Here is a 25,307-nt window from a genome sequence, read left to right as displayed (position 1 = left end):
CATGGGCACGCGCGTGCGCCGTGCCCATGGCGGTGCGAACTACACGCCCTTCACCGCATCGCGCACCTGATCAAGCGCGGCCGGATCTTCCAGCGTGATCAGATCGCCCGTTTCGCGGCCTTCGCAGATGGCCTGGATGGCACGACGCAACAGCTTGCCGGAACGCGTCTTCGGCAGCATCGCGACGAAGAACACGCGCGCCGGGCGCGCCACCGCCCCCAACTGCTTGTCCACCGTCTTCATGACATCGCCCTCCAGTGCCAGACGCGCCTCCGGCGTAGCCACCAACTCGGGTTGACGCAACACCGCGAACGCCATCGCCACCTGTCCCTTCAACGCATCCTGCGCGCCGATGACCGCCACTTCCGCCACGGCCGCGTGACTCGCGATGCTCTCCTCGATCTCACGCGAACCGAGCCGGTGACCAGCCACGTTGATCACATCGTCGGTGCGTCCAAGAATGAAGTAATAGCCGTCCGCATCGCGCACGCCCCAGTCGAAGCTCGAATACAGCGTGCGGCCCGGCACCGTCTGCCAGTAGGTCTTGACGAAGCGAGCATCGTCTCCCCAGACGGTGCTCATGCATCCCGGCGGCAGCGGCCCTTCGATGGCCAGCACGCCCTTCTGGTTCGGTCCGCAGTCCTCACCGGTCACCTCGTCGACGAGCTTCACGTCGTAGCCATACACCGGCTTGCCCGGCGACCCGAGCTTGCCCGGCAAGACCTCCACGCCGCGCGCCATGCCGAGAATCGGCCAGCCGGTCTCCGTTTGCCAGTAGTTGTCGACGACGGGCTTGCCCACGCCGTCGGTGAGCCACCGCGCCGTGGGCTCGTCGAGTGGTTCGCCCGCGAGAAAGATCAGCCGGAGCGACGAGAGGTCGTATTTGGTCAGATAGGCCGGGTCTTGCTTCTTGAGCACGCGAATGGCCGTCGGTGCGGTGAATAGCTGCGTGACCTTGTATTTCTCGACGATGCGCCACCAGATCCCGCCATCGGGTCGGATGGGCGTGCCCTCATACATCACGGTCGCAATGCCGGCGAGCAACGGCGCATACACGATATAGCTGTGCCCCACCACCCAGCCGATGTCCGACGCGCAGAACATCGTGTCGCCCGGTTTCGCGCAGAAGATGTGCTGCATCGACGCCGCCAGCGCGACCGCATACCCCCCGGTGTCGCGCTGCACGCCCTTCGGCTTGCCCGTCGTGCCCGAGGTATAGAGCACGTAGGACGGCTCGCTCGACTCGAGCCATTCGCAGGGAATGGCGGCGTCGAGATACTGCTCGCGCAACGGCGCGTAGTCGACATCGCGGCCGGCCACGCGCGTCATCGGCGCCAGCCCCCGGTCGATCAGCAACACCTTCGACGGCTTGTGCTGCGCGAGCGCGATGCCTTCATCGAGCAGCGGCTTGTAGGGCACGACCTTGCCGTTGCGCGAGCCGGCATCGGCCGAAACGATGACGGTCGGTTGCGCGTCATCGATGCGCGCCGCCAGATTGACCGAGGCGAAGCCGCCGAACACCACCGAGTGAATCGCACCGAGCCGCGTGCACGCGAGCATGGCGAACAGGGCCTCGGGCACCATCGGCATGTAGATCAGCACCCGCTTGCCGCGCGCAGCGCCCAGCGACTGCAGCGACGCCGCCATGCGATTGACTTCTGCCGCCAATTCGTCGTACGTGTAGACGCGCTCCTGCTCGGTCTCCGTCGACACCCAGATCAGCGCATTCTGCGAGCCACGCGACGGCAAATGGCGATCGACGGCGTTATGGCACAGATTGGTTCGGCCGCCGACGAACCATCGCGCGAACGGAGGTTTGTCGTAGTCGAGCACCTGGGTGAAAGGTGTCTCCCAGTCGATCAGACGGGCCTGCTCCTCCCAGAAGGCTGCCCGCGAATCCGGGGCAATCGAGCGGGCATGAAACGATGCATACGACGTCATGGTGTCTCCTTGCATATAGGGATTGGCTCGCGCGCCCGGCATACCCAATCGACGGTGCCGGTGGGGTACGGGGATGTCGCGGCGCCGGATCGGGCCGGCAGGGTCGAACGGCGAGTTGCCATCGACCATCAATGCGTTTCGGTGCAATGAAATCGTCGGACACGGGTGCCGTGCCTCGCGCTCAGTGTGCGCGTTGACGCTTACGGAAGGCTTACCGGACGGGCACGCCTACGCGCGCAAATGCTAGGGGAATACGCGGAGTCAGACCGGATCGGGGATGCCGCGGACGCCCGTTGCCGGGACGTTGGTGTGCCGTGCGCTACCAACGCACCGACATGCCGCTTGGGCAAAGCGGCGCAATGTGACGTTGGCGACCACAAAGACAAACGCCCACGAGGTGGGAATCCTCACAGGCGTTGGGTGGTACGGTGCTTCGGTACTTCGGCGACTGGCCGATCGCCGCGCGAAGTCGATGTTATGGCTCAGCGCTGTGCCGTACGGGTGACCTTCGAGGTTACCTTGGCTGCAGGCTTCGCGGCCGTTTTGACCACCCGCTTGGCCGGCGCCTTCGCGGCCACCTTGGTCCGGGCCGCCTTGGTCGTCTTGGCCTGACTGAGCGCCGGACGACGCTCCACCACGCGAATCATCTTGCCGTGCTTGCCCCGCACCAGACGCGTACGCGGGGCTTCAGTGCCATCCTTGGCCGCCGGCCCGTCGACCGCGGCGATCACGCGCGAAGCCTCCTTGACCGGTACGTGGAGCACCAGCAGTTGGCCCGACGTCAGCGTATCGCGACGCAGACGATTCCAGCTCTTGATCTGCGCAACGCTCACGCCACTGCGTGCGGCCACGCGAGCCAGTGTGTCGTGCTTGCGAGCCCGCACCATCACCTTGCGCGTATCGGGAATGTCCGGCTCCAGCGCAAGCACGGCATTACGTGCTACCGATGCGCTGATGTCCTGATCAATGTCGTCCGAGCGAGGCACCAGCAACGTCGAGCCCGCCTTGAGGCGCATGCGCGGCGCAATGTTGTTGACCGAACGGATGATGGCGGCGTCGACACCGAGCTTGCGCGCCACATCTTCCGGGCGCTCGCGCGATGCCGACGTGTACGTCGTCCAGCTCGAGAGCGGCTTGTCATAGCCCTTCAGACGGCGCTGGAACACTTCGGCGCTATCGAACGGCAGGAGAATCTTCGGCTGCGCCGCACCCAGAATCACGGGCTTGCGGAACGACGGATTGAGCGCACGGAATTCGTCGAGCGGCAGGTCGGCCAGCTTCGCGGCCAATGCCACGTCGATGTCGCGCTTGGTGGTCACGCTGACGAAGTACGGGTGATTCGGAATCTCCGGCAGCGTCACGTTGTAGATTTCCGGGTGCGCAATGATGTTCTTGATCGCCTGCAGCTTTGGCACGTAGTAACGCGTCTCGGTCGGCATGCGCAGGCTCAGGTAATCGGTCGGCAACCCTTGCGCCTGATTGCGGTCGATGGCGCGCTGCACGTTGCCCTCGCCCCAGTTATAGGCCGCGAGCGCCAGTTGCCAGTCGCCGAACATCTCGTAGAGCTTGGAGAGGTAGTCAAGGGCTGCGGTCGTCGAGGCGAGCACGTCGCGGCGCTCGTCCTGGAACATGTTCTGCTTGAGGTTGTAAGTCTTGCCGGTGCTTGGAATGAACTGCCACATCCCCGCGGCCTTGGCCGTCGAAAGCGCCTGCGGGTTGTACGCGCTCTCCACAAACGGCAACAGCGCGAGTTCCGTCGGCATGTGGCGCCGCTCGAGTTCTTCAACGATGTGGAACAGGTACTTGCTCGAGCGCTCGATCATGCGCTCGACATATTCGGGACGCTGCGCGTACCACTGTGTGCGGTCCTGCGCGAGGTCGGTGTCCAGATCGGGGATGGCGAAACCGTGACGGATGCGTGACCAGAGATCGGCGTCGTCGCTGCCGTAGGCCAGGTCGTTGATCGAGTCGTTGTCGAGGTCAATGGTCTGATCGCTTGAGACGCGCTGCTTGCCTTTGGCGGACGTGACGAGAGGCGAGTTGCCTTGCGCCGTCGGCGTGGAACTCGACACACCGTTGGTCGGTGCTGTGCCGGCACACGCCGCCAGAAGCAGCGTCAGTAGCAAGCTAACGATAAGTCGCATTGATCGGGCTCGAATTGGGTTGCATCTTCATGAAATTGGCAAGGATGGTAAGGAAACCCTTCAGATGCGTCAACCATTCTGCCTATTTTTTTCGCAAAATTTACGCAAAAACACCCCAATTTCGAGGGTTATCCCTGATCTTGATGCATCGCGATGTGGCTGAAACGAGACGTCCTGACGACGTACCCGATGCGATCGACGCGCAACCAAAACATCTCAGCGCGAGGATGCTGTAAGGCTGAGCAGGTGTGAGTGAACCTGTCAACGTCTGCTTTGTGACAATGTCATGCCACGCCATGCTGTTGACAGCATGGCAGAGTCACGTTCAACGGAAGCTGTCCTTCCAGCTGCGCACGGTAGCGAATACCGCCTCGCGGGACAGCTGCGCGCGCCCCGCATGGCGCTCCGCCGCCGCGATGACCGCGGGTGCGTCGCTACGCAGGAAGGGGTTCGTCGCACGCTCCTGGGCCAGCGTCGTGGGCAATGTGGGACGGCCGCCAGCGCGAAGCGCCGTGGCGTCCCGATGCCACGCGACAAGTGCCGCGTTATCGGGGTCGACCACCAGCGCGAAGCGAAGGTTCGACAGCGTGTATTCGTGCGCGCAATGCACGAGCGTGGCGGGAGGCAGCGCGGCGAGCGTATCCAGCGAGGCGAGCATCTGTGCGGGCGTGCCCTCGAACAGGCGTCCGCAACCGCACGAGAACAGCGTGTCGCCACAAAACAGATGCGGTGCGCCTGCGGTGCCTGCCCCAAGAAAATAAGCGATGTGTCCCGCGGTATGGCCGGGCACGTCGATCACCTCCAGCGTCAAGGCCGGGGCGGCGATGTGAACCGTCTCGCCGCCGACATGCGGATGATTGACACAGGCGATCGCTTCGCCGGCCGGACCGTGCACAGGAACGTCGAACCGATCGAGCAGCGCCTCGACACCGCCGATGTGATCGGCATGCTTGTGCGTGATGAGAATGGCGCGCAGCGTGAGGCCGCGCGCGTCGAGATAGGCGAGCACCGGTGCGGCGTCGCCCGGGTCGACCACCACGGCATCTTTGCCGTTGTCGATGACCCAGAGATAATTGTCCTGGAACGCGGGGACGGGGAAGACGGTCAATGTTCCGGCCGACGCCTCGCTTACCGCATCTGCGTGCGCATCCATATATACTCGCCACCATGTCAGAACGTCCGATTATAGACTGGCCCCTTTGGCTCGTCTCACCGCCAGGCCGCTACGCGCTCGCATGGGAACAGACCCTTTTCGACCAGTGGGTCGGGGATCTGTTCGGCTATCACGCGCTGCAGCTCGGCCGTCCAGAACTGGATACGCTGCGCGAGAACCGCATGCCTTATCGCGGTCTCGTCCTGACGGCGGCGCGCAGCCCCGACGCCCCGCCGCTCGTGACCAAGGCGGCCAGCGACACGACTGGCGGCACGCCATCGTGCCACGCGGGCGCGCCAGACATGGTCGCGCGCGATATTCTCGTGAGCCGCTTCGACGAGTTGCCCATCGCCACGGCGAGCACCGATCTCGTGGTGCTGCCGCACGTGCTCGAGTTTGCCGAGAATCCGCACGATATCCTGCGTGAAGTCGAGCGCATTCTCGTGCCCGAGGGACAGGTCATCATCACCGGCTTCAACAATCTGAGCCTGTGGGGTGCGCGCGAGGAGCTGGGCCGACTGGCCGGCGCGCCGTTCCTGCCGCCCGGCGCCGATCTCATCGCCTTCACGCGACTGAAAGACTGGCTCAAGCTGCTGTCCTTCGACATCGATCGCGGTCGTTTCGGCTGCTATCGCCCGCCCCTGCGCGGTGAGCATTGGCTGCAGCGCTTCGAGTTCATGGAACCGGCCGGCGACCGTTGGTGGCCGATCTTTGGCGCGCTCTATGCGGTGCGTGCGGTCAAGCGTGTGCGCGGCATGCGCTTGGTCGGCAAAGTGCGCAAGCGTATACTCGGCCTCCAGCCGGCGGCGGCACCGGTGGCCACCCCCAACACCACGCATCGCCAGATGGCGGAAGCGGCCGACACGCCCGATTGATTGTTTGAGAGATGACCTTGCCGCAAGTTGAGATCTACACCGACGGTGCCTGCAAAGGCAATCCCGGCCCCGGCGGCTGGGGTGCCCTGCTCGTCGCGGGCAAACACCGCAAGGAAATGTTCGGCGGCGAAGCCAACACGACCAACAACCGCATGGAGCTTCTGGCCGTCATTCGCGCGCTCGAAGCCCTGAACAAGCCCTGCCGCGTGGTGCTGCACACCGACTCGCAGTACGTGCAGAAAGGCATCAGCGAGTGGATTCACGGCTGGAAGGCCCGCGGTTGGAAAACCACCGCCAAGGAGCCGGTAAAAAACGCCGACCTGTGGCAGACGCTCGACGCCGTCTCGCAAAAGCACGAGATCGACTGGCGCTGGGTGAAGGGTCACGCCGGGCACGACGGCAACGAGGCCGCCGACCAGTTGGCCAATCGTGGCGTGGAAAGTCTGCGTCGCGGCCAGTGAGGCGGCGGCGAACGGCCCCGCTTGAGCATCATCCGCGCATTGCGTGAGGCGTCACGGCCCGCAGCGCGTCAATTCCGAAAGCACACGAGATTCATCGAACAGCATGCGACAACTGATCCTCGATACCGAAACCACCGGCCTGAATGCCAAAACGGGCGACCGTCTGCTGGAAATCGGTTGCGTCGAACTGGTCAATCGCCGCCTGACCGGCAACAACCTGCACTTCTACATCAACCCCGAGCGCGACAGCGATCCGGGCGCATTGGCGGTGCACGGACTGACGACCGAATTCCTCTCCGACAAGCCCAAGTTCGCCGAGATTGCGGAAGAGTTACGCGAGTATTGCCGCGACGCCGAGATCATCATCCACAACGCGGCGTTCGACCTGGGCTTTCTGGACATGGAGTTCGGCCGCCTTGGCTGGCCGCCTTTCATGCAGCACTGCTCGGGCCTGATCGACACGCTGCTGCGTGCCCGGGAGATGTTCCCCGGTCGGCGCAATTCGCTGGACGCGCTTTGCGAGCGTCTCGGCGTCAACAATGCACACCGCACGTTGCACGGCGCATTGCTCGACGCGGAGTTGCTTGCCGACGTGTATCTCGCCATGACGCGCGGTCAGGAGAGTCTCGTCATCGAAATGGGCGACGGCGACAACAGCGACACGGGCGCGCATCGCGAAAAGATCTCACTGCGTCAGTTCGACCTGCCCGTGATTGCGGCGGCGGACGACGAGGTGGCGCAACATGCCGGTGTACTCAACGACATCGACAAGGGGATGAAAGGGACGTGCGTGTGGCGCACCGAACCGGCCGCCCCGGAAGGCGACGCGGCACCGGCGGCGTGAGTTTGCGCAGGGCGCCACGGGAAATTCGCACAATGGTCTTCCCAAGCGAAGAAAACATCCCTATAATTGCGGTCTTTGCTGCTTGCGAGTCATCGCAAGAACGGCGTGAAGTGATCGAGAGATATCGTCACGGCGGCAGCAAAAAAGAACAAAAGAAAGGTTGCAGACTTCTGCGAAAACAGTTAAAGTTCTGCTCCTGATTGCGAAACAAAAACTTCAGCAATCAGCACTAAATCATTGATTTAGTTAATGATTTGGGTGGTTAGCTCAGCGGTAGAGCACTGCCTTCACACGGCAGGGGTCACAGGTTCAATCCCTGTACCACCCACCAGATTCGAAGGGCCGACGATTCGTCGGCCCTTTTTGCATTCGGCGTCCGAATCGAAGGCATGCGCGTCACTGTCTTCCCGTTGCTGGAAAAGCGCGCGTGAAGCCCCATCGCTGCCTCGTTACCACTGCCATCCCCCCTCGCGTCAGCGCCATCCCCACTATCTTCTGACACGGACAAGCAGCGTCCATGCACGTGCCTCCGGCCATGAAAGGCTGAGCACCACACCCTCGGTGTCGGAGGCTAACTCCACGTCTGCCTCGGTGTCTGCCTCGGTGTCTGCCTCGGTGTCTGCCTTAGTGTCTGCCTCGGCGTCCGTCGCGGCATCGGCATCGGCATCGGCATCGGCATCGGCATCGGCATCGGCATCGGCATCGGAGAATAAACGCGGATAACGTTTGCGTGTTTTTCTCGGAATTTCCGGCCACCGAGCCGACTTTCGGCTGCTTTTTAATAGATTATTTCTATCAATTGAAAAATCCAATGCAAATTGCAGTCATTCTTAGTCGCATTGTCGCGCGGCTTTCAGGTAGCGGCGCCCCACCCTGCGGGCATTTCCACGAATTCATGGGACCTTCAGTGCCAGTCTTATATAAGACTCGAGCATTCACATTACGAAAAGGCATTTCAGTTTTGCCCCCGACCCGTGTCACAATCGGAAAAATTCGTCATGGCTAGCGGACTGTTACCCCAGTCGGCGGCGTTCCCCCACCTTTCCCTGATTCTTGAATCCGAGACCAGCGATGAGTACGCAGCAACCCAGCATCATTTACACCCTGACCGACGAAGCCCCGCTTCTGGCCACCAGCGCGTTCCTCCCGATCATCCGCACGTTCGCCGCACCGGCAGGCGTGTCGATCGAGACCAGCGACATCTCGGTCGCGGGCCGAATCCTTGGCGAATTCCCCGAATTCCTGACGGAAGACCAGCGCGTGCCGGATAACCTCGCCGAGCTGGGCCGTCTGACGCAAGATCCGGATACGAACATCATCAAGCTGCCGAACATCAGCGCATCGGTGTTCCAGCTCCAGAGCGCGATCAAGGAACTGCAATCGAAGGGCTACAAGGTGCCGGACTATCCGGAAGACCCGAAGACCGACGAAGAGAAGGCCATCCAGAAGCGCTACTCGAAGTGCCTCGGCTCGGCCGTGAACCCGGTGCTGCGTGAAGGCAACTCGGATCGTCGCGCCCCGCTCGCCGTCAAGAACTACGCCAAGAAGCACCCGCACAGCATGGGCGAGTGGAGCATGGCATCGCGCACGCACGTGGCGCACATGAAGCATGGCGACTTCTACCACGGCGAAAAGTCGATGACGCTCGACCGCGCCCGTGACGTCAAGATGGAACTCGTCACCAAGAGCGGCAAGACGATCGTGCTCAAGCCGAAGGTCTCGCTGCTCGACGGCGAAATCATCGACAGCATGTTCATGAGCAAGAAGGCGCTGTGCGACTTCTACGAAGAGCAGATGGAAGACGCGCGCAAGACCGGCGTGATGTTCTCGCTGCACGTGAAGGCCACCATGATGAAGGTCTCGCACCCGATCGTGTTCGGCCACGCCGTGAAGATCTTCTACAAGGACGCCTTCGAGAAGCACGGCAAGCTGTTCGACGAACTGGGCGTGAACGTCAACAACGGTCTCGTGAACCTGTACGAGAAGATCGAGTCGCTGCCGAGCTCGCAGCGCGAAGAGATCATTCGCGATCTGCACGCGTGCCACGAGCACCGTCCGGAACTGGCGATGGTCGACTCGGCCAAGGGCATCTCGAACCTGCACGCGCCGAACGACGTGATCGTCGACGCCTCGATGCCGGCCATGATCCGCATCGGCGGCAAGATGTGGGGCGCCGATGGCCGTCCGAAGGACACCAAGGCCGTGATTCCGGAGAGCACCTTCGCGCGCATCTATCAGGAAATCATCAACTTCTGCAAAACCAACGGCAACTTCGACCCGACCACCATGGGGACGGTGCCGAATGTCGGCCTGATGGCGCAGAAGGCTGAAGAATACGGTTCGCACGACAAGACGTTCGAAATCGCCGAAGACGGCGTGGCGAACATCGTCGACATCGCGACGGGCGAAGTGCTGCTCTCGCAGAACGTGGAAGCCGGCGACATCTGGCGTATGTGCCAGGTCAAGGATGCGCCGATCCGCGACTGGGTGAAGCTCGCCGTGAACCGCGTGCGCAACTCGGGCATGCCGGCCGTGTTCTGGCTCGACCCGTACCGTCCGCACGAAGCCGAACTGATCAAGAAGGTCGAAACGTACCTGAAAGATTACGACACCAGCGGCCTCGACATCCAGATCATGTCGCAAGTGCGCGCCATGCGTTACACGCTCGAGCGCGTGATCCGCGGTCTGGACACCATCTCGGTGACCGGCAACATTCTGCGCGACTACCTGACCGACCTGTTCCCGATCATGGAACTGGGCACCAGCGCCAAGATGCTGTCGATCGTGCCGCTCATGGCCGGTGGCGGCATGTACGAGACGGGTGCCGGCGGCTCGGCACCGAAGCACGTCAAGCAACTGGTGGAAGAGAACCACCTGCGTTGGGATTCGTTGGGTGAATTCCTGGCGCTGGCCGTTTCGCTGGAAGACCTGGGCATCAAGACGGGCAACGAGCGCGCCAAGATTCTCGCCAAGACGCTTGATGCAGCGACGGGCAAGCTGCTCGACAACAACAAGGGTCCGTCGCCGAAGACCGGCCAGTTGGACAATCGCGGCAGCCAGTTCTATCTGGCGATGTACTGGGCGCAGGAATTGGCCGGGCAGACGGACGACGCCGATCTGGCCAAGCACTTCGCGCCGCTCGCCAAGCAACTGACCGAGAACGAGAAGGCCATCGTGGGCGAACTCTCCGACGTGCAGGGCAAGCCGACGGACATCGGCGGCTACTACAAGCCGGACTTCGCGAAGCTCGAGCAGGTCATGCGTCCGAGCAAGACCTTCAACGCTGCGCTGGAAAGCATCGCGAAGGCCTAATGACGCCATAACGGCGACTTAGGTTGAACGACACGGGCGGTCTGCGAGGATCGCCCGGTAGCACCCACAAAAAAGCCGGCAGAAGCCGGCTTTTTTGTTGTCTGCTTCATCTTCAAATCCGGGCACTTCCGGGCAGCGCCGCCCGGAGTTCGACGCCCGTGGGGCCTTAGCCGTCCGCGCGCAACAGCCCCCAGCACAACCGGTAAAGCTCGTCCTCGAACTCGGGAGTGCCAAGCAAGGGGGAATCTTCGAGCGCGGCTGAGCGCAGGGTGCCCATGACGGCGCGCGTGAGCACGAAGACGGTGGCGGCGGTGGGCGGGCGCATTTCGGGCGCGTCGCGTCGCGACATGGCGACGGCGATATGTTCCGCTGCCTCACGCATGGCTTGCATGATGTTCTCGTGGTGATCGAGCTGCCACGCCATCTTGATGAGCGAACGCTTCACGCGTCCGCCTGCGCCGAAGGCTTCGATGAGCACGCGCAGTCGCTCGCGAATCACCCGTTCCGGGTCGGCGCCCTCTTCCGCCGCACGGGCGATGCGCTCGTTGAGTTCGTCCATCACCCGGCGCCGCTCGCGCGCAATCATCGCCAGCAGAATCGCTTCCTTGGTCGGGAAGTATTGGTACAGGGTACCGATGGAGAACCCGGCCTTGCGGGCGATGCGATTGGTCGTGAGCGCGGCTTCGCCTTCTTCGTCGAGAACCTGAGCGGTGGCTTCGAAAATGGTCTCGACGGTGTGTTGTGCGCGTGCCTGCATCGGCCGCTTTCGCATGGCGGACGGGGCATTCTGGGTCGCGGGCGGCTTGGGGGTGGCCATATCGAAAAACCTGAGCGGGAAGCGAGTTGCGGCAAGATGCCGGAAAAATGAATAATGCTCACATTCGCGGTGAAGTTCAAGCGATGGTGACGAAACGCTTCCTGTGCGCCACCTCGGCACTGCGACTCCCTCAACATCGCCTGAGCGGCAAGACACCATGAGCCATGACCTTTCTGCCCTGACCGTACGCAAGCTGACTGTCGATCTGGCCGGTGGCTTCGCGCGTCACTGGCACAGCGGCGATGCGTACCGCACCATGTATTACAACGCGCTGTCGATGAGCTTTCCGGTCGGCGAGCAATCGTTCATTGATTCGGTGCGCGACACGATGGATCGTCTGCCTGCGGATCCAAGGTATGACACGCTGCGTGCCGACATTGCCCAGTTCATTGGACAGGAGGCGACGCATCGGCATCTGCATGGTCAGTACAACGCGCAATTGACGAAGCAGGGGCTGGTGAATCACTGGGAGAACTGGGCGACAACGCGCATTCAGTGGGCACGTCGCCGCAAACTCTCTCCGATGTACATGCTGGCCGTGACGGCCGCGTACGAGCACTGCACCGCGGTATTCGGCGACGGCGCCCTTCGTTATGACCGCTGGCTCGCGAAGGCCGAACCGAAGATGCGCCTGATGTGGCGCTGGCACGCGGCCGAAGAAACGGAGCACAAGGCGGTGGCGTTCGATCTCTATCGCGCGCTCGGCGGCAGTGAGCGCCAACGCGTTCTCACGTATCTCTACGTGCTTTTCATGTTCGCACTGGAGAGTCACGCGCAGACGATCAATAACCTGTGGCACGACGGCACACTCTTCAAGCCCCGTACGTGGTGGGGATTCGCCACGATGTTCTTCGGGCGCGACGGCGTCGTCTGGTGCAGCACCGGGCCGATGCTTAAGTACCTCGCGCCGTCGTTTCATCCGAACCGTCATGGCGATCCTGCGCTCGCCGAAAAGTGGCTTGCGATGCATCAAGACAACTGGCGGGCGGTTCGCTGACTTGCGCTAGAGTCTCGTTTTTCCTGCTGCTCGGCGCCTACCCCTCTCAACCGCCTGCGGTCGGCCGCCGGGCCGGCACCCGTTTTCGTCGCTCCACGAAATTCGCTTTGGAAAACGGGTACCGGCCCGACGTCTCGAAACGCGTCAACGCATCGTCGCACCCTCCCCCACTCCCCGCCTCACCGCACTCCCCCGCCTCATCGTCACGATGACACCGTCTTCTCCTGCGCACAGGCTCTCGCCGACCGTCCCCACGTGCTTCGCATCTGCTGGTGACGATCGTCGAGAGCCTCGTCATCCCCCAAGCGCTTCCCCACGCCCGGTATCGCGACGTCATCGTGAAATTTGTCAGGCAATGGTCGGTTGCATTCCAAAACACTTCGTTATGCCCGTCATCGTGAGGTCACCGACGTGAGGTGTTTATCGCCTTGATTGGGCCCATTCCGAAACACTCGGTCACGCCCGGAATTGCGACGTCGCCGCGAAATGTTTCAGGCCCCGGTTGACCCCATTGTGTTGCAGCGTTGTCGGTAGCCATGGCCTTTGTGGACCGGGCGGTGAGAGGTACTGATGAGATGTCGAGGGTCTCGCCGCCCGTCACCAGCAGATGCGAAGCACGTGGGGATGGGCGGCGAGGCCCTGTGCGCATGAATAGGCGGTGTCATCGTGACGCTGCGGTTGGCCATTGTGGCGGGGTGGGTGCTTGGGGCGGGTGCGACGATGGGTTGGCGTGTTTCGAGACGTCGGGCCGGTACCCGTTTTCCAAAGCGAATTTCGTGGAGCGACGAAAACGGGTGCCGGCCCGGCGGCCGACCGCAGGAGGATGCGAGGGGTAGGCCCAAGATCCGCGTACGCGCCAAAAATGTGCCCCTAATAACGGAATACCGAGTATCAACGCCGAGTGATATGCCACAAGCAGCATCTTGATAATAATGATCACGCCTCAAAGCAGCACCGATACCCGCGCAACGCGAAGTCAGTGTGTCAATGACTCAGGCGTGCCCCCTTGCACCGTTCGGTGGAAAGTGAAGTTCAGAGGCACGCATAAATCAAAACGAGACGGAGACACAGTCATGAGCAAGGCAGCAGGTTGGCTGCGGGGCGCGCTCGCCCTCGCGGTTTGCGGTGCCGCGGGCGTCGCCCACGCGCAATCGAATGTATCGCTTTACGGTCAGGTTGACGCCTGGGTCGGCGCCGCCAAAACACCCGGTGGAGCGCGCGCCTGGACGCAAGGCGGCGGCGGGATGTCCACGTCGTACTGGGGCATGAAAGGCACGGAAGATCTCGGCAACGGCCTCAAGGCGATCTTCACGCTGGAGGACTTCTTCCTACCACAAAGCGGACGCTACGGACGCTTCACCGGCGACAGCTTTTTCTCCCGCAATGCCTACGTCGGCCTGCAGTCGAATACGCTCGGTACGGTCACGATGGGCCGCCTCACCACGTCGTATTTCGTCTCGACGATTCTGTTCAACCCGTTCGTCGATTCCTATACGTTCAGCCCGATGGTCTATCACACGTTCCTCGGCCTCGCGGGCCAGGGCATCGTCGGTGATTCGGGATGGAACAACGCCGTGATGTACGCCACGCCAGATTACAAGGGACTCGGGGCAAGCGTCTCCTATGCCTTCGGCAACAAGGCCGGGGAAACGGGACAGAACAAGTGGAGCGCCGCCGCAATGTATTTCCACGGCCCGCTCGCCGCCTCGCTCGCCTATCAGCAGGTGAAGTTCGATGCGACGCCCGACGATCAGGCCGGCATCACCGGCTTTCGCAATCAGCAAGCCCTCCAGGCCGGTTTGACCTACGATTTTCACGTGGTCAAGCTCTATGGCCAATATCAGTACATCAAGAACACGATTACCGGCGGCAATCTGACGTCGAACGGCGCGCAATTCGGACTTTCGGTGCCGCTCGGCGCAGGCAGTGCGATCGCGTCGTACGCCTATACGAAGAATTCGGGACAGAATGACATTAGCCGAAATACCTGGGCCGTCGGTTACGACTACAACTTCTCGAAACGTACCGATCTTTACGTGGCCTACCTGAACGACAAGGTGTCCGGGCTGGAAGCCGGAAATACTTTTGGGGTGGGCATGCGCACCAAGTTCTGACAAACTCCGCAGCACGGGCTCGCGCACAGTAAAATGCGCGCGCCCCGCCGCACACGGACAACGGCATAACAAAGGCACAAGGAGAGCACGTTGCTGACTAAATTCTTCAAACTCCAGGAGCATGGCTCCAATGTACGAACGGAAATGGTGGCAGGTCTCACGACCTTCCTGACCATGTCGTACATCATCTTCGTCAACCCCAATATTCTCGGCACGACGGGCATGGACAAGAGCGCCGTGTTCGTGGCGACCTGTCTCGCAGCCGCCATCGGCTCGGTGGTGATGGCCTTCATCGCCAACTATCCAATCGGCATGGCCCCCGGCATGGGGCTGAACGCCTTCTTCGCCTTCACAGTCGTCGGCGCAATGGGCTACACATGGCAGCAAGCCCTGGGGGCCGTCTTCATCTCAGGCTGCCTGTTCATCATCCTGACGGTGACCGGCATACGCTCCTGGCTGATTGCCGGGGTACCAAAATCGTTGCGATGCGCGATTGCCGCCGGTATCGGTCTGTTCCTCGCCATCATCGCGCTCGGTAACGCCGGCGTGGTCGTCGCCAACCCGGCAACGAAAATCGGTCTGGGCGATCTCCACGCCCCGCAAGCCCTGCTCGCGATTTTCGGCTTCTTCCTGATTGCCGTGCTCGACGCCCTGCGCGTTCGCGGCGCTATCCTGATCGGCATTCTGGTCGTGACGATTCTCTCGATGGTACTGGGCCTGAATCAGTTCCAGGGCGTTTTCGCCATGCCGCCAAGCCTCGCCCCGACGTTCCTCAAGCTCGACATCCCGGGCGCACTGCACGCTGGCTTCGTTCACGTCATTCTGGCCTTCGTGCTGGTGGAAGTGTTCGACGCAACGGGCACGCTGATGGGCGTGGCCAAGCGCGCCGGACTGCTCGAAGGCACGCATTACAAGGGCCTCGGCCGCGCGCTCTTCGCCGATTCGATCGCGATTTTCTTCGGCTCGCTGCTGGGGACGAGCAGCACGACGGCCTACGTGGAAAGCGCCTCGGGCGTGCAGGCGGGCGGACGCACCGGCCTCACCGCGCTCACGATTGCCGCGCTGTTCATCCTCGCCCTCTTCATCGCGCCGCTGGCCGGCTCGGTCCCCGCCTACGCGGCCGCACCGGCACTGCTCTATGTGGCCGGGTTGATGCTGCGCGAACTGCTCGACGTGGAATGGGATGACATCACGGAAGCCACCCCGGCCGCCCTGACCGCCCTCGCCATGCCGTTCACGTACTCGATCGCCACCGGCCTCGCCTTCGGCTTCATCTCGTATGCCGTGCTCAAACTGTTCACGGGCCGCGCGAAGGATGTCCACCCCGCCGCCTGGGTGATCGCCGTCCTCTTCGTGCTGAAGTACGTGTTCTTCCCGAGCTGATCGAGACGATGTCCCGATAGCACAACGGCCCGCCGGAGTATCCCCGGCGGGCCGTTTGCTTCTACCCGAGGCTCACGCCCTCGCCGCCGAAATCAATTCGGCAAGCCCCGTGCGATGGCGGCCCTGTGCGTCGAAGTTCTCCGGCGAAAGCCATTGCTCGAACCCCCGGCTGATGGCCGGCCATTCGCCATTCGTGATCGAGAACCACGCCGTGTCGCGGCTACGACCCCGGTAGACGATCGCCTGACGGAATATGCCCTCGAACGTGAACCCGTAACGCGCCGCCGCCCGCCGCGACGGGGCATTGAGCGCATCGCATTTCCACTCGTATCGGCGATACCCCAACTCGTCGAACGCGCGACGCATCAGCAAGTATTGCGCCTCCGTGCCAGCACGCGTGCGCTTGAGCAACGGCGAGTACGCCACGTGCCCGACTTCAATCACCCCATTCGCCGCGTCGATGCGCATGAGCGCCAACGTCCCCACCGCCCGCCCGGTCTCCCGATCGACAATTGCGTAATGCAACGGGTCGCTGGACGCCGCCATCCTGGTCGCGTACGTGTAGTAGCTGTCGAAATCCGGAAACGGGCCGGCGCTCATGTATGTCCAGTCGCGACCGTCCGCAGCACTGGCGTATGCCTCGTAGAGGTCCTTCGCATGACGCTCCACGTCGATCGGCTCGATCCGGCAGTAGCGCCCCTCGATCGGCGCACGAGGCGGCTGCGCTCTCGGCTTCCAGTCCGGCAGCGCTGCACCGATGGGCTGGTCGTATTCGTTGAAATTCGGGGCGTCAGTCATCTCGCTCGTCTCCGGAAGTTGGCGCAACACGCAAGTCATGACGTCTAAAGTATCGCTTCAGTGGTACGATGAGAAGCACCACACTTTGAGAATCTCATGGTGCCACGGACTCACTCAACCGATCGGCAAGTCAGACCGGCGCCACGTCCCGCGACTCAGCCAGTGACCCAACTCGCAGCGGGACGGAGCGCCGGTCAGGCCACACAAGCCGTCGGTCATCCATGAACACCGCTTCCCCTCCTTTCCCCCCCCTTTCCCCTTTCCCCTTCTCCACGTCTGCCGCCATGCCAGTTTCCCCGAAATCCCGTTCCGGCACGCTCGATCCTGCGCCGCAGAACGTCGCCGCCCTGTTCGACAGCCCGCTGGCGACCGGACTGGGGCGCGCAGGTACCTCGCTTCAGAAACAACTCCTCTCTCGCCTCAAACACGCCATTCTCGAAGGCCGTCTGCCGGCCGGCACCCGACTGCCCGCCTCTCGCACGCTCGCGGAAGATCTCGCCATTTCGCGCAACACGGTCTCGATCGTCTACGACCAACTGGCGGCCGAAGGCTTTATCGTGCCCCACCGGCTCGGCACGCGCGTCGCCCAACTCTCCCTCGATCCACACGTCGCCGCCAAAGCCGCAAGGACCGCCAGCGCTGCGACGTCGAGGGCCAAAGACCCGGTGGCAACGCCCCCCAACGCACCGGACGATCCCCCAACACCCCTCGCGTCACGCCGCATCCAACGCTTGCCGGCAACACGCCACGCCGCCCGCGCCGACGAGACGCCCCTGCCATTTACGCCCGGGGTTCCGGCACTCACCCGCTTTCCCACCAGTACCTGGCGGCGCACGCTCGAACGTGTGATGCGAGAAGCCCAACCTCGCCACTATCACTACGGCGATCCCCTTGGTGAGCCCGCGCTGCGAGACGCCATCGCCGCCCACTTGCGCATTTCGCGCGGGGTGCGTTGCGATGCCGCGCAAGTCGTCATCACGGAAGGCGCGCACGAGGCACTGATTCTCTGCGTGCGCCTTCTCACCGACCCCGGCGATACGGTGTGGATGGAAGACCCCGGCTATCGCGGCGCGAAGGCCGCTTTCCATTCAAGCGATGTTCGCCTCCAGGCACTGCGTGTCGACGACGAGGGGGTCGTGATTCCGGATGGCGAGTGGGATCGCTCGCCGCCGCGACTGGTGTATGTCACGCCGTCGCATCAATATCCGCTCGGCAGTGTGCTGTCAGCCTCGCGCCGCCTCGACCTGATCGCGCAGGCGCGGCGCCATGGCGCCTGGATTCTGGAAGACGATTACGACAGCGAGTTTCGCCATCAAGGCGAGCCGATCGCCGCAATGCAGGGGATGGTGCCAGATGCGCCGGTGGTCTACGTGGGGACGTTCAGCAAGACGATGTTTCCCGCACTGCGTCTGGGCTTCCTGATTCTGCCGACGACGCTGGCCACGCAAGCCCGCGACGCGCTCGACGAACTGCTGCGCGGCGGTCATCGCTTCGAACAACTGGCACTGGCGGAATTCATCCGCAGCGGCCAGTTTGCGCGGCATCTCGGTCGCATGCGACGACTGTATCGGGAACGCCAGACGGCGTTGCGCAACGCGCTATCGGCCCATTTCGACCCGGCATACGCGGTGATCGGCGAGCGCTGCGGCCTGCACCTGACAGTGCGGCTAGACCCTGCATTCCCGGACAAGGCGATCGTGGCCGCGGCACAGCGCGAAGGCATCGGCCCGCGCGCCCTGTCGAGCTTTGCACTCGATCCACAACCCAGGGATAACGGTCTGGTCATCGGCTACGGCGATACGGACGCGGCGCGCATCCCCGGCCTGATCAAGCGGCTCGCCGCGATTGTCGCGGCGCAGAAGGTGGAGAAAGCTGAAAAGGGAATTTCGCTGGCGACGGATTGAACCCGTCGCCGCGCGGGATTACACCGTCTGCACGACTTTCTTGCCCGCGTCGCGCGCCTGCTCGGCACGCGCCATCCACAGCGTGAGCAGGACGGCCGCCACCGCCGCCACCGACGCACACAGGTAGACCTCGGCATAGCCATAGGCACCGACGATCAGGCCCGCCACCGGTCCGGTCACACCGAGCGCCACGTCGAGGAACACGGAGTACGCCCCCAGCGCCGCGCCACGGTTTTGTGCCGGCACCAGATTGACGGCCGCCACGCCCAAGGACGGGAACACGAGCGAGAACCCGGCCCCCGAGAGCGCCGCACCGACCAACGCCGTGAAGCCCGTCGGCGCAATCCCGAGCACGATCAGGCCGAGCGCCTCGAGCATGAAGGACGTCATGGCCACGCGGTAGCCGCCAAAGCGGGCGATGCTGCTGCCGAAGAGCAGTCGTACGCCCATGAAGCACACGCCGAACGCGGTCAGCGCCAGCGCCGCGTTGTCCCAGTGATGGCTCGCGTAGTAAAGGGTGATGAACGTGGAGATGGCACCAAAACCGATAGAGCCGAGCGCGAGTCCCATGCCGAACGGCAACACGCGGCCAAGCACGGCGCGGAACGCGAGACGCTCGCCGTGAATGACCGGCGTCGCACGCTTCATGCGCGCGAGCAGCAGGCCCACGACGCCCGCCAGCGCGATCGCCCCACCCAGCACTTCAATGCCATACGCGTTGTCGAGTGCCACGCCGAGCGGCGCGCCCAACGCCAGTGCACCGTAGGTCGCCACGCCGTTCCACGAGATGACGCGCGCCGTATGCGACGGCCCCACCTGGCCAATGCCCCACATGATCGCGCCCGTCGACACCCAGCTCTCACCGAAGCCGAGCACGAGACGCCCAAGAATCAGCGTGAGAAGCGCCAGCCACGGCACGCCGGAAAACACGCCGCCCAAGGCCACCAGCAACCCGGACGCGCCACAGGCCACCAGCCCGCACAACACGGTACGTTTCGGCCCCCAGGCGTCGGCGGTGCGCCCGGCGTACGGGCGCGAGAGCAGCGTCGCAAGGTACTGCACGCTGATCGCCAGCCCGGCAATGACCGAGCTGTACGCGAGATCGACATGCACGAACGACGGCAACACCGCGAGCGGCAATCCGATCGTCAGATAGCAGAGGAACGTGAAGAACACGGTGGAGACGATCTGCAACGTCGTGGCGAACTGCGGGTTCGCGGGGCGGGTGTCGTTGGCGTTGGGCATTGCGCAGGAGTTCAGGAATCGACGAAACCCCAGGACACGCCGCCCCGCGCGACGGGCAAGCATACGCGCGGGACAATGCAATCCTAGGGTTTTCCCGGATCATACGCGGTTTCCCGTCTTTTGTGTAAACGCTTAAAAATAATCTCAAGACGGTTTTCCACGATGGCCCATCGCGCGTCACGCCTGCCTCGCCCGCGCCCTCACGGACCTCACGGACCTCACGGACCTCACGGACCTCACGGACCTCACGGACCTCACTGACCTCACGGCCAGTGGGACGTAAGTCCCGCACCACTCAGCGGCCCACTTCGGCCAGCGCTTTCAGGCTCACGGACAACATGGCGAGGTCGGCGTTGCCTGCCGCCATCTGGTCGGCCAGCACGCGGTGGTAGCGCACCAGCGCCTCCGCATGCAACGCCTCCCAATGGGCGACACGGCTGCTCGCCGGACTTTGGTCGGCGTCGTCGCCAGTATTACCCGCCGCCTCGCCATCCGTCAGCACGCTTGCCGTCAGACGCCGCCGCAGCACCGACAATTCTTCCAGCAACGTGGCACGCGCCAGTCGCTGCCAGTGCGTCAGCATCGGCAGGCCGAGCACCCCGGCCTGCAGCCAGCCGTAGCCCAGTGGCGCGTCGAGGGCAAAGTACACCTGCGCCGCCAGCGACGGCTCGCACCCGCTGGTGCTCGCGACCTCGGCAATGTCGAGCAACGCCACCCGCGCGCCGACGCCCGCCGCGGTCTGGGCAAGCGACGGCGGCACGCCCGCGTCGATCATGGTCTGGCATCTCGCCCGCGCGTCGTCGGCCGCCGCGCCGCTGACCAATGTGTCCACCGTCGGCAGGATGGGCGCGAGCACGCCGCGCAGTCGCTCGACGGTCTCCGGTATGTTAGTCAGGCGGCGCCGCAGGAACCACAAGGTGGCCTGCTCATGCCATTGCGCCAGCGCGGCAAAGAGCGACGCCTGCGTCTCGTGCGAGACGCGCGCGTCAAGCGCATCGATCTCGCCCCACAGCGTGTCGAGGTCGTACGCGCCACGCGCCGCCAGACTCGCCCGCACGACATCGGCCGGCTCGGCCCCGGTTTCCTCGCTGAGCCGATGCACGAACGTCACCCCCGCCCGGTTGACGAGCGCATTGGCCTGCATCGTCGCGAGGATCTCGCGCTTGAGCGGATGACGCCCCATCGCGGCCCCGCATCGACTCGCCAGCGGCGTCGGGAAATACGACGGCAGTTCGTCGGCAACGACGTCGGCGTCGGGCAGATCGCTCGCCAGCAACAGGTCGTAGAGCCACATCTTGCTGTAAGCCATGAGCACCGCACGCTCGGGCGACGTCAGCCCCGTGCCGGCGGCGCGCCGTGCATCGAGCGTTTCGTCGTCAGGCAGGAACTCGATGGCGCGCGAAAGCCGCTGCGCCCGCTCCAGGTACCGCATGAAGCGCGCCTCGTCGTCGAGCGACGCCACCGCCCGCAGCCGCCCCAGCGAGAGCGCCTGCGTTTGCAGATAGTTGTCGCGCAGCACGAGCGTGCCGACTTCCTCGGTCATTTCCGCAAGCAACATGTTGCGCTGCTTGAGTGTCATTTCGCCATCCGTCACCACCAGGCCCAACAGAATCTTGATGTTGACCTCGTGATCGGAACAATCGACACCCGCCGAATTGTCGATGGCGTCGGTGTTGATGCGCCCGCCATGCTGCGCATACTCGATGCGCCCGAGCTGCGTCAGTCCGAGATTGCCGCCCTCGGCCACGACCTTGCAGCGCAGTTCCGCGCCGTTCACGCGCAAGACGTCGTTGGCCCGGTCGCCGACCTGCGCATGCGTCTCGGTACTCGCTTTCACATAGGTGCCGATGCCACCGTTGTAAAGCAGGTCGACCGGCGCTTTCAACAAGGCGCGCAACAGATCGCTCGGCGCCATTTCCGTGGCGTCGGTGCCGATCAGCTCCCTCACCTGCGCCGAGAGCGCGATAGCCTTGGCCGTGCGCGGGAACACGCCGCCGCCCGGCGAAATCAGCCGCGTGTCGTAGTCGGCCCAGCTCGAACGCGGCAGTTGGAACATGCGCTCTCGCTCGGCAAACGACGTGGCCGCATCGGGCGTCGGGTCGAGGAAGATGTGCCGATGGTCGAACGCCGCCACGAGCCGGATGTGTTTTGAGAGCAACATGCCGTTGCCGAAAACATCGCCCGACATATCGCCGATGCCCACCACCGTGAAGTCCTGCGTCTGTGTATCGACGCCCATCTCGCTGAAGTGACGCTTGACGGACTCCCACGCGCCGCGCGCGGTGATGGCCATCTTCTTGTGGTCGTAACCGACCGAGCCGCCGGACGCAAAGGCATCGCCAAGCCAGAACCCGTACTCCGCCGAAATGCCATTGGCGTAATCGGAAAAGGTCGCCGTGCCCTTGTCGGCCGCGACGACGAGATAGGGATCATCGCCGTCGATCCGCACGGTCTGCGACGGCGGCACCAGTTGCCCGTCGACGTAGTTGTCGGTCAGGTCGAGCAGCCCGCGCAGGAACGTCTGGTAGCACGCCACGCCCTCGGCCAGATAGGCATCCCGGTCGCCCGGCGATGGCGGCTGCTTCACCACAAAGCCGCCCTTCGAGCCGACCGGTACGATGACGGTGTTCTTGACCATCTGCGCCTTGACGAGACCAAGCACCTCGGTGCGGAAGTCCTCGCGGCGATCCGACCAGCGCAAGCCGCCTCGCGCCACGCGTCCCCCGCGCAGGTGTACCCCCTCCACGCGTGGCGAGTACACCCAGATCTCGAACATCGGCTTCGGCTCGGGCAAGCCCGGCACCTTCGACGGATCGAACTTGAACGAAAGGTAGGGCTTTTGCGTCACGCCGTCCTTGGCGGTCTGGAAGTAGTTGGTGCGCAAGGTCGCTTCGAGTACGCCAAGAAACTGACGCAGGATACGATCCTCGTCGAGATTGGGAACGTCTTCGAGCGCCGCGTGAATTTGCGCCCGCAGCCGGTCCGCCTGCGACGCGCGCGCCTCCGCGCCCAACGCCGGGTCGAAGCGAGCGAGGAATAACCGCACGAGCATGCCCGATATCGACGCATTGCCGGTCAGCGCATTCTCGATGTACGCGTTGCTGAAGGTCGACCCCACCTGGCGGATGTACTTCGCGTACGCGCGCAGAATGCGAACTTCGCGCCACGTCAGGCCAGCGCTCAGGACCAACCGGTTGAGGTCGTCGTTCTCGACGTCGCCCGCCCAGATACGCGCGAACGCCTCCTCGAAGCGCACGCGGGCGTGTTCGAGGTCGACCTCCGCGCCATCGAGGCTCGTCATGCCGACGTCGTGCATCCAGACGACACCGGTGTCGGCCGGCTCGATCCGGTAAGGACGCTCGTCGTTCACGCGCACCCCGAGGTGCTCGAGCATCGGCAGACTGCGCGAGAGCGCAATGGGCTCCCCCGCCTGATAGATCTTGAAGCGCAGCGTGCCGGGGGCGGCCTCCAGCGGCCGGTAGAGCTGCATGGCCAACGGCGTGGCGCCGCAAGACTGGGCGGGCACCGCCTGTCCGGCACTGAGCAGCGGCTCGATCAACTCGACGTCGCGCACGGCCATGCGGGCCGCATAGTCTTCCCGATACCCCGCAGGGAACGCCTGCGCGTACCGCCGCAGCAAGCGAGTGCCGCGTTCTTCGCCAAACTGCTCGCGCAACGCATCGGACAGATCGTCCTGCCAGCGTCGGGTCGCCTCGACGATGCGCGCTTCGAGTTCGTTCACATCGACATCCGGCACGTTGCCCGGCTCGGTGCGCACGGTGATGTGAATGCGCGCGAGCATTGACTCGGAGAGCTGCGGCGTAAATTCGACGCTGGTCCCGTGATAGGCCGTTTGCAACAGGTTTTGCACGCGCACGCGCAGATCGGTGTTGAACTTCTCGCGCGGCACGAACACGAGGCACGACACGAAGCGATCGAAGCGGTCGCGCCGCACGAACAGCCGCGTGCGCTGGCGTTCCTGCAATCGCAGGATACCTAGCGCAATGTTGGCCAGGGGATCGACGTCGATCTGGAACAGCTCGTCGCGCGGGTATTGTTCGAGGATCGTGGCGAGCGTCTTGGCCAGATGCCCGTTCGGCAGGAAGCCGGTGCGGCCGATCACTTCGCCAACCTTGCGTCGCACGAGCGGAATCTCTTCGGCCGGCACCATGTAGACGTTCGACGTGTAAAGCCCGAGGAAGCGCCGCTCGCCGCACACGCGCCCCTGAGCATCGAAGCACTTGACGCCCACGTAATCGAGATAGCCGGGACGATGCACGCTCGCCCGCGAATTGGCCTTTGTCAGAAAGATCGGCGTACTCGTTTGGGCTACGCCGATGGCGCCGGGCGACAGCCTCGTCTCGTCGGGGGTGCTGGCGTCGCGACGGGCCTCGCGCAACACGCCAAGACCGGTACCCACCACGCCTTGCAGGTAGTGCTCGCCGTCGCGCACGACCAGCGCGTAGTCGCGATAGCCGAGGAACGTGAAGTGACGGGCCAGCATCCAGTCGAGAAACGCCTGCGCCTCCTCGATTTCCGCACGCTCCGGTGGGGTCACGCTCGTTTGCTCGGCACGCTGCCGAAGCGACTCGATGGCCGCATGGCCGGCCGCCTGCATTGCGCGCCAGTCCTCGACCGCCGCGCGCACGTCGCCAAGCACGCGCTGCAGACCGTCGGCCAGCGCCTGGAGACGATCCGGCTCGGAAAATCGGTCGACTTCGATGTGGATATACGATTCGAAACGACTGCCCTCGGCGGTAGCCTCGTCGCCGTTGGCGGTGGTGGTGGTGGTGGTGGCAATACGCTCTCCTGCGGACACCGCCTGGCCAAGACCGCCGCCCGGCGCCACGGCCACGCGCTTGCCGGCGGCGTCGCGCTGGATACGGTAGACCGGGTGAAACGCAGAATGCAGCGCGAGCCCCTGCCGGTTGATCTCCATCGTCACCGAATCGACGAGAAACGGCATGTCGTCGTTGACGATTTCGATGACCGTATGGCTGCAATGCCAGCCGTGCTGATCGAGCGTGGGGTTGTAGATGCGGATGCGCGGCTCGCCGCTGACGAACTTCTGGCCGAGTTGCCAGTGCGCCATCGCCGCGCCATACAGGTCGGCAACGCTGCGCGAGACGACGTCCTCGGCATCGGCCAGACCATAGTAATGCCGCACGAAGGGCTCGAACAGCGCGGCCACGTCGGGCGCGCGCTCACCGGCCATCGCGATGACTTCCGCCATATGTTGACGGACTTTCTCTTCCGGATTCACAGGCATGGGCAACCTCTGCGGGAATGGACGAGACATCGACAAGCTAAGCCATGCTA

At 63.7% G+C, this 25,307-nt stretch carries 16 protein-coding genes and 1 tRNA gene; 9 read left to right on the top strand and 8 right to left on the bottom strand.

Going from position 1 to position 25,307, the window contains the following annotated elements:
• Positions 1-39 precede the first annotated feature (39 nt).
• The 3 genes from PEP31012_RS19235 to gloB form a co-directional block, all read right to left on the bottom strand.
• Positions 40-1,941 (bottom strand): propionate--CoA ligase, encoded by a 1,902-nt coding sequence (locus tag PEP31012_RS19235; protein ID WP_150590901.1) that lies wholly within the window; start codon positions 1,939-1,941, stop codon positions 40-42.
• Positions 1,942-2,423: 482 nt separating this feature from the next.
• Complete coding sequence (locus tag PEP31012_RS19230) at positions 2,424-4,085, bottom strand: transglycosylase SLT domain-containing protein (protein ID WP_150590900.1); 1,662 nt, start codon at positions 4,083-4,085, stop codon at positions 2,424-2,426.
• Between the two features lie 325 nt (positions 4,086-4,410).
• A complete protein-coding gene (gene gloB / locus PEP31012_RS19225) occupies positions 4,411-5,238 on the bottom strand; it encodes a hydroxyacylglutathione hydrolase (RefSeq protein WP_150590899.1) in 828 nt (275 codons plus the stop codon).
• Positions 5,239-5,252: 14 nt separating this feature from the next.
• On the opposite strand from gloB, the gene PEP31012_RS19220 reads away from it, so the two are divergent.
• The 4 genes from PEP31012_RS19220 (at position 5,253) to PEP31012_RS19205 (ending at position 7,749) form a co-directional block, all read left to right on the top strand.
• Positions 5,253-6,113, top strand: coding sequence for a methyltransferase domain-containing protein (locus PEP31012_RS19220; protein ID WP_150590898.1), 861 nt, complete (start codon positions 5,253-5,255; stop codon positions 6,111-6,113).
• A gap of 11 nt (positions 6,114-6,124) precedes the next feature.
• Positions 6,125-6,574, top strand: a complete 450-nt coding sequence (gene rnhA, locus PEP31012_RS19215; protein ID WP_150590897.1) for a ribonuclease HI — start codon at positions 6,125-6,127, stop codon at positions 6,572-6,574.
• A 103-nt stretch (positions 6,575-6,677) separates the two neighbouring features.
• Positions 6,678-7,418 carry a DNA polymerase III subunit epsilon gene (gene dnaQ / locus PEP31012_RS19210; protein ID WP_150590896.1) on the top strand — a complete coding sequence of 247 codons (741 nt, stop codon included), beginning with the start codon at positions 6,678-6,680 and terminating at the stop codon, positions 7,416-7,418.
• Between the two features lie 256 nt (positions 7,419-7,674).
• Positions 7,675-7,749 (top strand) — tRNA-Val (locus tag PEP31012_RS19205).
• A gap of 157 nt (positions 7,750-7,906) precedes the next feature.
• On the opposite strand, the gene PEP31012_RS23735 is transcribed toward PEP31012_RS19205, so the two are convergent.
• The gene (locus PEP31012_RS23735) at positions 7,907-8,230 is read right to left on the bottom strand and encodes a hypothetical protein (RefSeq protein ID WP_174978312.1); all 324 of its coding nucleotides are present in this window, start codon (positions 8,228-8,230) and stop codon (positions 7,907-7,909) included.
• A 259-nt stretch (positions 8,231-8,489) separates the two neighbouring features.
• On the opposite strand from PEP31012_RS23735, the gene PEP31012_RS19200 reads away from it, so the two are divergent.
• Positions 8,490-10,730 (top strand): NADP-dependent isocitrate dehydrogenase, encoded by a 2,241-nt coding sequence (locus PEP31012_RS19200; RefSeq protein WP_150590895.1) that lies wholly within the window; start codon positions 8,490-8,492, stop codon positions 10,728-10,730.
• A gap of 166 nt (positions 10,731-10,896) precedes the next feature.
• Here PEP31012_RS19200 and PEP31012_RS19195 read toward each other — a convergent pair whose 3' ends face one another.
• Complete coding sequence (locus PEP31012_RS19195) at positions 10,897-11,547, bottom strand: TetR/AcrR family transcriptional regulator (protein WP_246171383.1); 651 nt, start codon at positions 11,545-11,547, stop codon at positions 10,897-10,899.
• 157 nt (positions 11,548-11,704) lie between these two features.
• Here PEP31012_RS19195 and PEP31012_RS19190 point away from each other — a divergent pair, with 157 nt between their 5' ends.
• The 3 genes from PEP31012_RS19190 to PEP31012_RS19180 all read left to right on the top strand — a co-directional run bounded on the left by PEP31012_RS19190 (position 11,705) and on the right by PEP31012_RS19180 (position 16,041).
• Positions 11,705-12,544: a metal-dependent hydrolase gene (locus tag PEP31012_RS19190; protein WP_150590894.1), complete on the top strand. Its 840-nt coding sequence runs from the start codon at positions 11,705-11,707 to the stop codon at positions 12,542-12,544.
• Between the two features lie 1,073 nt (positions 12,545-13,617).
• Positions 13,618-14,658 (top strand): porin, encoded by a 1,041-nt coding sequence (locus PEP31012_RS19185; protein WP_150590893.1) that lies wholly within the window; start codon positions 13,618-13,620, stop codon positions 14,656-14,658.
• 90 nt (positions 14,659-14,748) lie between these two features.
• Positions 14,749-16,041 carry an NCS2 family permease gene (locus tag PEP31012_RS19180; protein ID WP_150590892.1) on the top strand — a complete coding sequence of 431 codons (1,293 nt, stop codon included), beginning with the start codon at positions 14,749-14,751 and terminating at the stop codon, positions 16,039-16,041.
• A 72-nt stretch (positions 16,042-16,113) separates the two neighbouring features.
• Here PEP31012_RS19180 and PEP31012_RS19175 read toward each other — a convergent pair whose 3' ends face one another.
• Positions 16,114-16,839, bottom strand: a complete 726-nt coding sequence (locus PEP31012_RS19175; protein WP_150590891.1) for a GNAT family N-acetyltransferase — start codon at positions 16,837-16,839, stop codon at positions 16,114-16,116.
• 284 nt (positions 16,840-17,123) lie between these two features.
• On the opposite strand from PEP31012_RS19175, the gene pdxR reads away from it, so the two are divergent.
• Complete coding sequence (pdxR, locus tag PEP31012_RS19170) at positions 17,124-18,743, top strand: MocR-like pyridoxine biosynthesis transcription factor PdxR (protein WP_246171382.1); 1,620 nt, start codon at positions 17,124-17,126, stop codon at positions 18,741-18,743.
• Positions 18,744-18,761: 18 nt separating this feature from the next.
• Here pdxR and PEP31012_RS19165 read toward each other — a convergent pair whose 3' ends face one another.
• Together PEP31012_RS19165 and PEP31012_RS19160 are read right to left on the bottom strand one after the other, a co-directional pair.
• Positions 18,762-19,988 (bottom strand): MFS transporter, encoded by a 1,227-nt coding sequence (locus tag PEP31012_RS19165; protein ID WP_150590890.1) that lies wholly within the window; start codon positions 19,986-19,988, stop codon positions 18,762-18,764.
• Between the two features lie 295 nt (positions 19,989-20,283).
• The gene (locus PEP31012_RS19160; RefSeq protein ID WP_150590889.1) at positions 20,284-25,257 is read right to left on the bottom strand and encodes an NAD-glutamate dehydrogenase; all 4,974 of its coding nucleotides are present in this window, start codon (positions 25,255-25,257) and stop codon (positions 20,284-20,286) included.
• Positions 25,258-25,307: the final 50 nt, after the last annotated feature.

Origin of the sequence: Pandoraea eparura, from assembly GCF_902459725.1 — a bacterium.
GTDB lineage: Bacteria > Pseudomonadota > Gammaproteobacteria > Burkholderiales > Burkholderiaceae > Pandoraea > Pandoraea eparura.
The sequence above is the reverse complement of the archived record's forward strand: the minus strand, read 5'-3'. Positions and strand labels throughout refer to the sequence as shown.

What these genes read in the sequence shown, in the direction of transcription:
- dnaQ (WP_150590896.1), top strand. Translation starts at nt 6,678, where the DNA reads ATGCGACAACTGATCCTCGATACCGAAACCACCGGCCTGAATGCCAAA.
- pdxR (WP_246171382.1), top strand. Translation starts at nt 17,124, where the DNA reads ATGCCAGTTTCCCCGAAATCCCGTTCCGGCACGCTCGATCCTGCGCCG.
- PEP31012_RS19235 (WP_150590901.1), bottom strand. Translation starts at nt 1,941, where the DNA reads ATGACGTCGTATGCATCGTTTCATGCCCGCTCGATTGCCCCGGATTCG.
- PEP31012_RS19200 (WP_150590895.1), top strand. Translation starts at nt 8,490, where the DNA reads ATGAGTACGCAGCAACCCAGCATCATTTACACCCTGACCGACGAAGCC.
- rnhA (WP_150590897.1), top strand. Translation starts at nt 6,125, where the DNA reads ATGACCTTGCCGCAAGTTGAGATCTACACCGACGGTGCCTGCAAAGGC.
- gloB (WP_150590899.1), bottom strand. Translation starts at nt 5,238, where the DNA reads ATGGATGCGCACGCAGATGCGGTAAGCGAGGCGTCGGCCGGAACATTG.
- PEP31012_RS19195 (WP_246171383.1), bottom strand. Translation starts at nt 11,547, where the DNA reads ATGGCCACCCCCAAGCCGCCCGCGACCCAGAATGCCCCGTCCGCCATG.
- PEP31012_RS19230 (WP_150590900.1), bottom strand. Translation starts at nt 4,085, where the DNA reads ATGCGACTTATCGTTAGCTTGCTACTGACGCTGCTTCTGGCGGCGTGT.
- PEP31012_RS19220 (WP_150590898.1), top strand. Translation starts at nt 5,253, where the DNA reads ATGTCAGAACGTCCGATTATAGACTGGCCCCTTTGGCTCGTCTCACCG.
- PEP31012_RS19160 (WP_150590889.1), bottom strand. Translation starts at nt 25,257, where the DNA reads ATGCCTGTGAATCCGGAAGAGAAAGTCCGTCAACATATGGCGGAAGTC.
- PEP31012_RS19175 (WP_150590891.1), bottom strand. Translation starts at nt 16,839, where the DNA reads ATGACTGACGCCCCGAATTTCAACGAATACGACCAGCCCATCGGTGCA.
- PEP31012_RS19165 (WP_150590890.1), bottom strand. Translation starts at nt 19,988, where the DNA reads ATGCCCAACGCCAACGACACCCGCCCCGCGAACCCGCAGTTCGCCACG.
- PEP31012_RS19185 (WP_150590893.1), top strand. Translation starts at nt 13,618, where the DNA reads ATGAGCAAGGCAGCAGGTTGGCTGCGGGGCGCGCTCGCCCTCGCGGTT.
- PEP31012_RS19190 (WP_150590894.1), top strand. Translation starts at nt 11,705, where the DNA reads ATGAGCCATGACCTTTCTGCCCTGACCGTACGCAAGCTGACTGTCGAT.